The 12,629-nt window shown below is 62.5% G+C and carries 10 protein-coding genes; 8 read left to right on the top strand and 2 right to left on the bottom strand.

All coding sequences use genetic code 11. The annotated features are described in order from the left end of the window. The first annotated feature begins 147 nt into the window (after positions 1-147). On the top strand, positions 148-2,097 hold the full coding sequence (locus GGR39_RS03925) for a potassium transporter Kup (RefSeq protein WP_183615989.1): 1,950 nt from the start codon (positions 148-150) through the stop codon (positions 2,095-2,097). Between the two features lie 155 nt (positions 2,098-2,252). After that, positions 2,253-3,257, top strand: coding sequence for a serine hydrolase (locus tag GGR39_RS03920; protein WP_183615988.1), 1,005 nt, complete (start codon positions 2,253-2,255; stop codon positions 3,255-3,257). Between the two features lie 697 nt (positions 3,258-3,954). Here GGR39_RS03920 and GGR39_RS03915 read toward each other — a convergent pair. Beyond that, a complete protein-coding gene (locus tag GGR39_RS03915) occupies positions 3,955-4,587 on the bottom strand; it encodes a tyrosine-type recombinase/integrase (RefSeq protein ID WP_183615987.1) in 633 nt (210 codons plus the stop codon). 331 nt (positions 4,588-4,918) lie between these two features. On the opposite strand from GGR39_RS03915, the gene GGR39_RS03910 reads away from it, so the two are divergent. The 5 genes from GGR39_RS03910 (at position 4,919) to GGR39_RS17515 (ending at position 10,092) form a co-directional block, all read left to right on the top strand. After that, positions 4,919-7,039 (top strand): TonB-dependent siderophore receptor, encoded by a 2,121-nt coding sequence (locus GGR39_RS03910; RefSeq protein WP_183615986.1) that lies wholly within the window; start codon positions 4,919-4,921, stop codon positions 7,037-7,039. 2 nt (positions 7,040-7,041) lie between these two features. Further along, positions 7,042-8,262 carry a PepSY-associated TM helix domain-containing protein gene (locus tag GGR39_RS03905; RefSeq protein WP_221225962.1) on the top strand — a complete coding sequence of 407 codons (1,221 nt, stop codon included), beginning with the start codon at positions 7,042-7,044 and terminating at the stop codon, positions 8,260-8,262. Positions 8,263-8,438: 176 nt separating this feature from the next. Beyond that, a complete protein-coding gene (locus tag GGR39_RS03900) occupies positions 8,439-8,993 on the top strand; it encodes a hypothetical protein (protein ID WP_221225961.1) in 555 nt (184 codons plus the stop codon). A 24-nt stretch (positions 8,994-9,017) separates the two neighbouring features. Next, positions 9,018-9,833 carry a phytanoyl-CoA dioxygenase family protein gene (locus tag GGR39_RS03895; protein WP_246388306.1) on the top strand — a complete coding sequence of 272 codons (816 nt, stop codon included), beginning with the start codon at positions 9,018-9,020 and terminating at the stop codon, positions 9,831-9,833. Between the two features lie 145 nt (positions 9,834-9,978). Further along, complete coding sequence (locus tag GGR39_RS17515) at positions 9,979-10,092, top strand: SEC-C metal-binding domain-containing protein (protein WP_221225960.1); 114 nt, start codon at positions 9,979-9,981, stop codon at positions 10,090-10,092. Between the two features lie 195 nt (positions 10,093-10,287). On the opposite strand, the gene GGR39_RS03885 is transcribed toward GGR39_RS17515, so the two are convergent. Beyond that, on the bottom strand, positions 10,288-11,376 hold the full coding sequence (locus tag GGR39_RS03885) for a citrate synthase (protein WP_183615983.1): 1,089 nt from the start codon (positions 11,374-11,376) through the stop codon (positions 10,288-10,290). Positions 11,377-11,646: 270 nt separating this feature from the next. Between GGR39_RS03885 and GGR39_RS03880 the strand changes: the two genes are divergently transcribed. Beyond that, a complete protein-coding gene (locus tag GGR39_RS03880) occupies positions 11,647-12,582 on the top strand; it encodes a citrate synthase (protein ID WP_221225959.1) in 936 nt (311 codons plus the stop codon). The last annotated feature ends 47 nt before the right edge of the window (positions 12,583-12,629 follow it).

Raw genomic sequence — 12,629 nt, 5'->3', positions numbered from 1 at the left:
CCGCGACGGCACACCATGTCACCCGCATTCATATCACGCTAAGTTGCCCGCCTGCTTCACTCGCCCTAACATCCCCCTTGCGCCCCGCCCCCATGCGGGTAAAGCGCGCCGCCCGCCTCTCGCGGTGTCTTTCAGGGGCGTGTCACGATGTCGAGTGCGTCTTTAACCGAGCATGCCCCCTCCGGCGACGATGCGCCTTCCGGCCACACCTCGCACGGCGGCCTGGTTTCGCTGACGGTCGGCGCGATCGGCGTAGTCTTCGGGGATATCGGGACCAGCCCGCTCTATGCCTTTCGCGAAGCGCTGGGCCAGGCCGCCTCCGACGGTCTGGTGCGGGAGGAGATCGTCGGCGTCATCAGCCTGATGCTGTGGGCTCTGATCCTGATCGTGACGGTGAAATACGTCCTGTTCCTGATGCGTGCGGACAACGAAGGCGAAGGCGGCGTGCTGGCGCTGCTGGCCTTGGCGAGCGGCAAGTCCGCCCGGATCGGCGGCACGGTTCTGGTTCTGGGATCGATCGGCGCGGCGCTGTTCTATGGCGATGCCATCATCACGCCCGCCTTGTCCGTACTCTCGGCGGTAGAGGGGATGCGCTCCCTGCATGGGGTCGGCTCGTTCTTTACAGAGCAACGCATCCTGATGATCAGCCTGATCATCCTGGTGGGGCTGTTCCTGGTGCAATCACGCGGCACCGCCTCTGTCGCCAAGCTGTTCGGCCCGGTCTGTATCGTCTGGTTCATCGCCTTGGGAGCCTTGGGCGCGATGCATATCGCCGACGGCCCCGGCATCCTTGCCGCGGCATTGCCCTGGCATGGCGTGATGTTCGTGGCCGATCACGGTGTCCTGGGCTTGTTCGTGCTCGGGGCGGTGTTCCTGACCGTGACCGGAGCGGAAGCGCTGACGGCGGACATGGGCCACTTCGGCAAGCTGCCTATCCGCGTGGGCTGGTTCCTGCTGGTGTTCCCGGCTCTCACGCTCAATTACCTGGGCCAGGGCGCCTTCGCCATCCATTCGCTTGAGCTGGCGGAAGCGAGCGGCAAGGTCTTCACCAATCAGGACTGGTTCTTCCTGATGATCCCCCCGACGATGCGCCTGCCCATGGTGCTGCTGGCCACGGCGGCGACGATCATCGCCAGCCAGGCCGTGATCACCGGAGCCTTTTCGCTGACCCAACAGGCCATTCAGCTGGGCCTGCTGCCCCGCCTCAACATCCGTCAGACCTCCGCCGGGCACTCCGGCCAGATCTACATCGGCGCGGTGAACTGGGCGCTTTTGATCGGCGTCGTCATCCTGGCGCTGGGCTTCCGCAACTCCTCCGCCATGGCCGCCGCCTACGGCATCGCGGTGACGGGCACGATGGTCGTCACCTGCTGCCTCGCTTACCTCGTACTGCGCCGCCGCTGGGGCTGGGGCGTTCCGGCGGCGCTGGCGCTGGTGACGCCGTTCTTCGTGATCGATTCGCTGTTCTTCGGCGCGAACATCCTGCGCGTGATAGAGGGCGGCTGGGTGCCGCTGCTGGTCGGGCTGCTGGTGCTGATCGTCATCCTCACCTGGAACCGTGGCCGGCGCTATATCGCCGCGATGGAAAGCGACGGCGCGATTCCCCTAGCCGACATGGCGCGCAGTCTGGCCGCCCGCCCGCCGACTCGCGTCGACGGCGTGGCTATTTATCTCACCGCCCGCAACGATCTGACGCCCCATGCCCTGCTGCATAACATCAAACACAACCACGTGCTGCATCGGCATAACTACATCACCACGGTCAAGACGCTGCGCCGTCCGACTTGCGACGAGGCTGATCGGCTGGAGATCATTCCGGTCGACGAGAATTTTTGCCGACTGGTCTTGCGCTACGGCTTCATGGAAACGCCATCCGTGCGCGATGATCTGATCGCCGCGGGGGATCGCATCCCCGAGGCCAAGAAGGCCAGCTTCTTCATCGGCCGCAACAATTACGCGATGTCTGCCGAGGTCGGCATGCCGCTGTGGCAGGATATGCTGTTCCTGGCGTTGTACCGCAACGCTGCCGACCCGACGGATTATTACCGGATTCCCCACAACCGCGTGATCGAACTGGGCGCCCAGTACGCGATCTGACGTAGCCCTTCTGCCACAGTCCTCTTTCGTTCCGAAGCATGTCGCAAGCAGGCTGCAACTCATCGCTGGGTTGTGGCGTTTGTGCGATCGGCAGTTAAGTCTTTGCCAAGGTAGGATGATCTAGGGTGGCCCTGTCGGGGGCAGGCAGGACAATTATGAAGCGATTCTTTCAGATCGCGGCAGCCTTAGCCGCAGTGGTGGCGCCAGTGGCGCCGTCCTACGCTGGCAGCCTCGATGGCGCCGGCATCGACGAGGTTCAAAGCGCGTTCGATAATATGCTGGGCACCAGCCAACGTGCGCCGCGCACATATTCTTCGGGACTGGAACAGCAGCTCGCCAGTCTGGCCGAAGCCTCGCGCGGACGGATCGGCGTGGCCGCGCTCGATCTCACCTCCGGTCGCACCGTTGACGTGCTGGGGGATCAGCGCTTTCCAATGGCCAGCACCAGCAAGATCGCCATCGCCGCCACCTTCCTCGAAGGCGTGGACCAGGGGCGCTTCAGCCTCAGCAGCGAATTCCCGATGATGATGCCGGTGCCTTCCAGGCCCTTCTCCACCGCGGTGGCCCCCGTGCGCCCCGGCACATACATGAGCGCACGCAGCCTGATTGAGGCGATGATCACCCGCTCCAACAACTACGCCACGGACGCCTTGCTGAAGGTCGTGGGCGGTCCGCGCGCCGTGAACGACTGGGTCCGCCGCGCCGGCGTGAATGACTGGCATATCGATCGGGACATCGCCACGCTGGTGCGCGACGACGGCGCGGTCAATCCGGCCACCACGATCGATACGCGGGACAGCGCGACGCCGCTGGCGATGGTTCGGCTCCTCTCACAGATTTACAGCGGCCAGATGCTCAGCCCCGCAAGTCGCGACGTCCTCCTGGGCGCAATGGGCCGTTGCCTCACCGGCAAGCGTCGCATTCCGGCCCTGCTCCCCAGCGGCACGACCGTTCTGCACAAGACAGGTTCGCTGAACAATACATCCAGCGATGTAGGCATCATCCAGACACCCGATGGCCGGGCCTATGCCATCGCGATCTACGTGACCGGACAAGGCACCCGCCTCGCCCGCGAAACCCGCATCGCCAGCATCGCCAGCGCACTGTACCACGGCTACGCGGCCCAACCCGCCGTCTACGGCCGCACCGCCGCCCGCTAAGGTCGCTTCACGGCGATGGCGCGCGTCTCGTTGGTTTAGGTACGAAAGGAGGCGCGCTTCGCCCAAAAGTGATGCCCTGGATGATCTGAGCGAAGGGCAGGCTTTGGGTGCATGGCAGAGTTTGGTCGTGAGCAGATTGCCTGCTTTAAGGAGAGATCACCAAGAGCGTAAGCTCAGCGAGCCTCGCGCATACGTTGATGGGTCATCGTCATATCGATGCGATGGTGCGTACGCCATCCGGACACGAGTTCATTCCTGGTGTCGTTATGTGTCGATTAAGCTGATTTATATTGGTTGCGGGGGTAGGACCTCACAGAACCTTGCCTGTTCGATAATATGTTGAAAACACGCCATAAGTCTTCGCTAGGCGCTTTAAGTACCCCCACCAATACCCCTACGAAGCTAGATTGCGGTAAAACGAGGCGCGTCGGCGCCAAGTTGAAGCGCCCTGCTCCGTCTGCTTGGTAGTAAGCATCAAAGTCACCAAATATCCCTCGCGGCGCAGATGCTCCAAGCGCCAATAGCGGAAATCGAGCTGCGCGTTTCAAGTGGTGGATGGGTCGCAAAGCCAATGGACGAAGTGACTGCTGCCGCCGACATGGCCGACGTTACAAGGCGCGAGCTTGGTTCTTGAAAGCTGCCGATCATTCATGAGCCGGTTTGCCAGCCCTGCGTTGGATCGCAGGGCTGGCTAAAGTCATATCTCCGTACGTTCCGACAACGTGAGAGCATCGTCCACATCTACACCAAGGTACCGCACTGTGTTCTCGATGTTGGTGTGCCCTAGTAATATCTGCACTGCCCGCAGATTGCCGGTAGCCTTGTAAATCATTGAGGCCTTGGTTCTGCGCATCGAGTGCGTTCCGTATTCCCGCTTGTCGAGGCCGACGATCGAGACCCATTCGTCAACCAGGCGCGCGTATTGTCGCGTGCTGAGATGACCGAGATAATCGATCCGGCTGGGGAAAACGAAATCAAGGATCGTTCCGCCGCGACGCGCAAACCACGCTTCAAGACTCTTTCGAGCTTCGGTCATGATTTCGAACTGCACCGGCCTGCCGGTCTTCTGTTGGATCACAGTGGAGCGGTTTCGAACATGACCGCCGCTCACGACGTCGCCGATTTTGATTTTCACAAGGTCACAGCCGCGCAACTTGCTGTCGATCGCAAGATCGAACAACGCGCGATCCCGCAGACGTTTATGTTCATCGAGGAAGAAGCGGATGGCCCAAATGTCGCGAGCTTTTAGGGCCCGCTTGGGACCGACGTGCCGGCCCGCATTCCAGGGGCGCCGCTCGTGAACAGCAGGATCAAGATCTGAGTGTCCCATGATGTTTCTCCATCGGCCGTGAGGGCCACGAAAGAAACGCGGGCAAGCTCGATCCGATCGATGATGGAGTCGACTTTACGCCCACCTAAGGCCCCTTCATCGCAGCAGCTGTCGGCCTCGATCCGGACATTGGTATGCGCTTATTCGAAGAACGGTCTTTCGTTATCTCCCCGCCGCCGGGTGAACGACGGTTCGCTTTCCTGCAGGGCCCAACGCCGCGATCACGGCTGAGTCGGGTAAGAGCAGGCTTCGCTCGACGGCTATGAACGACCTCTTGCGCCTGATTTAACACTTGTCTAGTTGCGACTGCATCGCAGTAGCAGGGGTCGTCATGAGATTGGGTTTGCAAGCGGCATTCGCTACGGGGCTTACGCTAGCTTCAGGTACAAATCCTGCGTTCGCGCGAGACGCAAACGAACCAACCGACGAGATCATCGTCAACGGTCGAGCGCAAAGGCTATACCGCGTTGATACCACGACCGTGGGCAAAGTGGCCGAGGACCCGCTCAACATCCCGCAGGCGCTCCAAGTCATCAATGCCGAGCTGTTCCGCGACCAGGGCGCGCGCGACGCGACCGACCTGTATCGCAACATTTCCGGGGTCAGCTTCTTCAGCTATGCCGGGGTCACCTTTCGCGGCTTCCGCCAGGATCAGTCGTTTTATGACGGCCAGCGCGGCAATCCCTTCATCGGCTTCTCGGTGCCGCAGCTGTTCAACATTAGCCGGGTGGAAGTGCTCAAAGGACCGGCCGGGCTGTTCTTCGGTCCAGGATCGCCTGGGGGCATCATCAACTACGTCTCGAAGGTGCCGGAGGACAGATCCTCGCTGCGCCTGGTGGGCACGCTGGGCAACTATAACCGCGCCGGCATGTCCGCCGAGGCAACCGGGCCGGTCGATGCCGACGGGGTCGTCACCTACCGGGTCGGCGGCTTCTACGAGTCCATGGCGCCCTATCGTACCAACACCAAGAGCAAGTCGCTGATCGGCGACGGCGGCCTGTCGATCAAGACCAATCCCGGCGGCAAGCTGACGCTGCAGGCCACGATCTACGACAACGACTTGCCCGGCAATCGCCTGCGCGGCGTGCTGACCGACGATGCCGGCAACTTCCTGACCGACATCCGCTGGAACGCCAACGAGCCGACCGATTTCCTCCGCCTGGAATCTAAGGCCATCCAGGCCCGCTATGCCACGACCATCGGTGAGGCGGTGACCTTCGATGCGGGCGCGCGCTACTTCAAGTCAAAGGAGACGCAGCAGTATCACGAACCGCGCGGGCTCGTGGCCGGCAACCCCGACCTCGTCGCCCGCGAGTTCCGCGACCAGATTCGCGATGTCGACGGCCTGTCGTTCATGGCAAACCTGAGCGCGAAAGTCGGCCTCTTCGGCATGGAGCACAAGTTCCAGGCCGGCGGCGACTGGTATGACGAGACCAACGTGCTGGACTCGCGCATCCTGCGCGCAGGGGTCACCCCGCTGAGCCTAAGCAATCCGGTCTACGTCACGTCGGCTCGCGACGTGGCGCGCGCCGCTGACTTGCCGTTCACCACCACCGACACCCGCACCAAGCGCAATGGCGCCTATCTGCAAGATCAGATCACCCTCACCAAGGCGCTGCTGCTCGTGGGCGGCGTGCGCTACGACAAGTTCGACGATGGCGTGACCACCAGCACCGGCGGCCGGGTTGGCGCGCAATCTTCCTACAGCGATAGCGACGTGACCTATCGCGCCGGCGCGGTGTTCAAACCCCGCCCCGATGCCTCGCTCTACGTCAGCTGGTCCGGCAGCTTCGAGCCGCAGGCCGCCGCCAGCCAGAGCACGGACGTGGGCGGGCCCTTCGCGCCCGTCACCGGCAAGCAGATTGAGACCGGCATCAAGTCGAACCTGTTCGCGGGCCGCCTGCAGGCGAACCTTGCAGTCTACCGGATCGTGCGCCGCAACATCCTCCAGGCCGATGTCACGCTGCCCCCAGTGAATGGCCAGGACCAGCTGCGTCCGATCGGCGAGGTGACCAGCAAGGGCCTCGAGCTGGACCTCGCCACCGACATCACGCCCGACTGGCTGCTGCTGGCGAACTACGCCTACAATGACACCAAGATCACCGACACCGTGGCCGGGCAGGCAGTGACGAACGCGGTAGGCAACCGCTTCGCCAACGCGCCCAAGCACAAGGTGGGCTTCTGGACACGCTACCAATTCCCGGCGACCGGCACCGCGATCGGCTTTGGTGGCGAGCATGTCTCACGCCGGATCAGCCTCTCGGGCCAGCAGGTGAAGCCCTACACGATCTTCGATGCATCGCTGACCAAAGGGCTGGGCTTTGCCGAACTGCTGCTGCGCGTCGATAACATCTTCGACAAGGTCTATGCCGCCTCCGGCTTTTCCGCGCAGAGCGGCCACTTCCCCGGCGAGCCGCGGACCTTCCTAGCCGAGCTGCGCTTCGGCTTCTGACGATGGCGCGGGCAGGTGATGCAACCGGGCAGGCGGATCTTTCGGTGAAGCGGAAGAAGGGCCGCTCGTTCTGGTGGATCGTGCATAGCTGGCTCGGGCTGAAGCTCTCGATCTTCCTCAGCTTCATCCTGCTGACCGGTACGCTGGCGGTCTTCGCGCACGAGATCGATTGGCTGGTGACCCCGGCGATGCGGGTCACGCCGCAGGATGCCCCGCAAGCCTCATGGGGCAAGCTGGCGGAGGCGGCCGCCCGGACCGATCCCAGCGCTCGGCTGCAGACGCTCTACGCGCCGCTCGATCCCTGGTTCGCCGCCGAAGCCTGGATGGATCACGGCAAGGGCGCCCCTTCGCGTGTCTACATCGATCCCTGGACGGCGCAGGTCACCGGAACCCACGGGTGGGCCAATGCGCATCGCTTCCTGCGCCAAGTGCACCGCCACCTCATGCTGCCGACCAAGATCGGCATTCCCATCGTCTGCTCGCTGGCCCTGCTGCTGGTGATCTCGCTGGTGACCGGCATCGTGACCTACAAGAAGTGGTGGCGCGGCTTCCTGCGACGGCCGCGCGGGGGCGATGCGCGCCGACTGACGGGCGATCTCCACCGGCTCGGCGGCGTGTGGAGCCTGTGGTTCGTGGCGCTGATCGCGGTAACGGGCATATGGTATCTGGTCGAGACGCTCGGCGGCAACGCCCCGGTGCCCAAGCTGCCGCAGGTTACGACCTTGGTGCCACTTCCCACCAAACCTGCGCTAGATCGGATGGTGGAACTGGTGCGCCGCGAACGCCCGACCCTCCAAATCCGCGAAATTCGCTTCACTCAGGACAATGGCTTGATCTTCCTGGGTCAGGACCAAGCCTGGCTGGTGCGTGACCGCGCCAATGGCGTTGCGATCGATCCGTCCACCGGCCGCGTGACCATGTCACTCGACGGCCGCGACCTCAGTGTACACCAGCGAATCTCCGAGATGGCGGACCCCCTCCACTTCGGCACTTTGGGCGGTATAGCGACCAAGATCATCTGGTTCGTCTTCGGCGCCCTCTTGACCGCCCTCGCCGTAACCGGCGCGACAATCTACACCCTGCGCCTCGCCAAGGAAGGGCAGGCGGTCGAGCGCAACCTCAAGGTCGCGTGGACGGGAATGGGCGCCTGGGCCTACGTCTGCACCGCGCTCGTCCTGCTCGCCCTAGCACTTACGCCGGGAGCAATCGTAGGCGCCAGTTAGTCGATCAACCATACTGACCTGCAATTGCTAGATTAGCGCAGCTGTCGCCAACATTCAGGACGTTGCGGTAATCTGTCGACAGCCATGAAAGCTGCCTTACATTCAGCCACGAGCAGGTGCCGTTCCATTGCGGCTTCTCGCTTCGTAACAGGCGTTTCATTAAAGAAAGCGTTCAAATGTTGTGTGCTGTCGACTGGCCGGAGTTACGACTTTGGATTGCACCTGCCATCACAGCGTTCGGCATTTTCATCTCTGTGATGGCGGCCATTTTCATTCCGCGACACCAGAAGCGCCTGGATCGACTTGCCTACGCGAACGCTGCCGCTGATGCGCTTGCCGAGGCTGCAGCGCGCATCTGGGACAGGCTCGAGATTCGTTTTGATCCACCTTCGTACGCGCGAAGCGGACGAAAGATGCGGCAATTTAGATCCGACGGAGCACTAGCAACACTTGAAGACTTCAAAGTAAGCGACCTTCCAATCGAGTTGGTGTCGCGGTTCGGTGCAGCGCGAACTGGGCTCAGCGCGCTAAATGAAGCTATGAACAATGAAAAACAGTGGCCGCCTGAGGAAGTCGATATTGAACAATACCGCGTAGTCTATACCGATGTAAAGAATGCATTGGCCGGCTATAACGACGCTTCATCTGCACTGGAAACCAAACTTGCGGCGGTCCCTTCGGAAGCGGTGGACGAATTAGTTGAAGCGCGCCACGATGCTGATCAACGCTAGGTAGCTGTCAGGCCTCGCAAGCTTATGAAACCGCCGACTTTCCGGTCGTTCAAGGCATCCCATGGTCTCGTCGAAAGCAGTCGCTCATTCATCCCCAAAGTCAGAGCTTCCGCCATTGCAAAAGCAGGCTCGGGCAGCCTAGCCAAGACCATGCTGACGGATACCGGTTTCGATCATCTCACCCTCGAGGAACATGGTGTCGCGTTGTTCAGGGGCGCGGTTCTGCCCCATCTGAAAAACTTGGAGGCCATCCTAGCTTCACTCCCGGCAGAGCAAGCAGGTGTGAGGATCAGTGGGCTTTCGGCTCTGGAAGCCTACGTTGGACCAGGTGGACCGATTGGATTCGTGGCACGGCAGGCTTTAGGGGGCATGGGCAAGGCAGTCCGCGCCGTCCTGTTCGACAAGACAGAGAGCACGAACTGGTCCCTCGCGTGGCATCAAGATCGGACGATTTGCGTCCGGCACCAGGCAGATGTGGAAGGGTATGGCCCATGGTCGATCAAGGCCGGGCTGCATCATGTGGCACCGCCATACGACCTCTTGGCGAGAATGGTCACGCTGCGCGTGCATCTCGACGATGTGCCCTCCACGAATGCGCCGCTGCTGATCGCACCGGGTTCGCACAAAATGGGGCGCGTGCCCGCCGACGCTGTAGAGAGAGCAGCCCGTCTCTGTGGCACGATCGCATGCACCGCCTTGGCTGGCGATATCTGGGCCTATTCCACGCCAATCCTCCATGCATCTGAGGCTGCCGTCACGCCTAAGCGGCGGCGTGTGCTGCAGATCGATTTCAGCACTCAAGAACTGCCGGAAGGCCTCGCATGGTTGGGGGTTACATGATCCTCGATCGCTGATGGCGGTCGTGTTATCGAACATCCCCCACAATGACAGGAGGCCACGATAGTAAACAATCGCGACCCATTCGACCTGCCCTGCTTTCGAGCGCACGTCTAAGCGCCGCAAGGGCTATCCGTCCGAAACGAGCGTGAAGCGCGGCTTGCGCTTTGTCCATGGTGACAAGGAGCTGGTCGAGAAGCTCGGACGCAACGATCCTTGCCCGTGTGGCTCGGGCCTCAGATTTCAAGCGATGCTGTCTTGAGACGGGCTGCTTTCGATGGCGTAGAACGCCATGATTATTGGCGAGACTGATCTTGCCGGGGCTGGCGAAAGCCAGCCCCGCATCTGGCTTCGCTGACATAGCGGAAGTTTAGCCGCTCAGATCGGCGCCCTAATAGCTGACGTTCGTTCAGCTAGCGTGCGGCGATCCTTATCGCTTGCTGCCCGTAGGGAGCGCTTATGCAGCGATGTTCTCGATCGGGCCTATGTAGCGGGACTGGGGCCGGATCAGCCTGCCGCCCTCACGTTGCTCGCGCGCATGAGCGATCCAACCGACGACCCGTCCTGCTGCGAACAGGCAGGTGAAGGCTTCGGGCGGGAAGCCCGCGGCCTCAAGCAGAAGCGCGGTGAAGAACTCAACATTCGTATCTAGCCGCCGGCCTGGCTTTTCGCGGCGTAGCACGGCCAAGGCCTCGTTTTCGACCTGCTCGGCGAAGGCTAGACGTTCCACAATCGCTGGCAGCGCGCGCAAACGTTCAACAGCCGCCTTGAGCGCATCAGCGCGGGGATCGCGCGTCTTGTAGATGCGATGGCCAAATCCCATGAGGCGGCCGCCTGCGCGCACTTCGCGCTCAAGCCACGGCCGTGCCGAGCCCTCGCGCGCGATCTCGTCGAGCATCTCGACGACGGGGCCAGGTGCTCCGCCGTGCAGCGGCCCCTTGAGCGCGCTCATCCCAGCGAGGACTGACGAAGTTAGGCCGGCATGGGTCGATGCGACGACCCTGGCCGCGAAAGTGGAGGCGTTCAGGCCGTGGTCGCTGACGGTCACCAGATAGGAATCGAGCGCGCGGGCAATGAGGCCGTCGGTATCGGTGTGCCCCGTCATCCGTAGCATGTCCGCGGCATGCGCGGCTGCGGCATCGGGCGCAATCGGAGCGCTGCCAGCCCGGTGCCGCAGCAGCGCCGCAGTGAGCACCGCCGGTGCCGCGAGCAGGCACAGAGCATCATTTAGGCCTTCGCCGTCGGGGATCATGGCCAGCCCTGCGCGCACGCCGTCGTAGATCGGAAGCTGCGCGAGCCTCTCTAGGGAGGAGTTGATCCGTTCGAATACCTCGCACCGGGCTCCACCGATCGCACTGACTAAATCCTCGCCCGCCGGCAGGCCGGTGAAGAATCCATCGAAGAGGAGGATGACGACGTCTTCGAACGACCAGCGCCCGGATATCTCGGCGAGGGCTTTACCTCTGATGATCAGCCGGCCCGCAACCCCGTCCACATGCGACAGCACGGTGTCTGCCGCGATCACACCATCCAAACCATTCGCCATTCGATCCTCCATCGGTTGCGGTGCGAACAGACATGATCTCCGGTTGCAAGATCATCAATCTTGATCAATTAAATCAATATGGAAAATTGGATCGATCGCGCGGCGGCGCTCGCTCGCCTCGGTGTGCGGCAGCAAACGCTCTACGCCTATGTCAGTCGTGGCCGGGTCAGCGTTCGCTCCGATCCAGAGGACTCCCGCCGAAGCCTCTACAGCGCGGGCGACATCGAAGACTTGCGGGCACGTCGGTCGCGCGGTCGCGGTCGGGCTGCCGTGGCGAGCAGCGCCATGTCCTGGGGAGAACCATCGCTCGAAACGGCCATTTCTACGGTCCATCAGGGAAGGTTGATCTATCGGGGAAGCGACGCGACCTTACTCGCCCGATCGGCCACCTGGGAGGATGCTGCGGAAAGCCTCTGGCAGGCTGGGCGCATGGTCTCGCTCACGTTCTCCCCTGACGGAGCGAATGAGCAGCCTTTTGCGGCGCTCGCAGCCCTTATTCAGGAAAGCTACCCGGGGCTCGGGCGGAGCCCGGGCAGGCTCTTTGCCGATGGGGAAGCTGCGATCTCGAGGCTGGCCGAAGCATTCGGTGCGGCGCCAATCGAAGGTGCGCTGGATCGGCGGCTCGCCAGAGGCTGGTCGCTGGACGGCGACTTTGCCGAGGCGCTGCGGTGCGCGCTTGTCCTCCTGGCGGACCACGAGCTTAACGCGTCGACCTTTTCCGTCCGTGTCGCCGCGTCGACGGGCGCGCCAGTCGCGGCTTGCCTGCTCGCTGGGCTTTCAGCCCTGACCGGACCGCGACACGGCGGCGCGGGCGCTGCCGCCCTGGCTTTGCTGGACGAAGCCCAACGACGCGGACCTTGCATCGCGGTTCGCCAGACGCTCGCCGCACAGCGGCACCTGCCGGGCTTCGGCCACCCGCTCTATCCGATGGGTGATCCGCGGGCTGCAGCGCTTTTCGAGATCTTGCCGAAATTTGGCTTGGCCGATGACCTCCGCGCAGAAGTTGAGGAGGTCTCCGGACTTCGCCCCAACATCGATTTCGCGCTCGCCGTTCTGACTCGGCTCGGCCATCTGCCCGACGACGCGTCTTTCCGGCTCTTCGCTCTAGGACGCAGCATCGGCTGGGTTGCTCATGCCATTGAGCAATTTGGCCAAGACAAGCTGATCAGGCCCCGCGCCCAATATACCGGCAATCTTCCGGACTGATGTCGCCTCTATTCCGGACATTCTGCGCACTGAACGAGCGCTCCAAA

Source organism: Novosphingobium fluoreni (assembly GCF_014196615.1).
In the GTDB taxonomy this organism is placed as follows: domain Bacteria; phylum Pseudomonadota; class Alphaproteobacteria; order Sphingomonadales; family Sphingomonadaceae; genus Novosphingobium; species Novosphingobium fluoreni.
The sequence above is the reverse complement of the archived record's forward strand: the minus strand, read 5'-3'. Positions and strand labels throughout refer to the sequence as shown.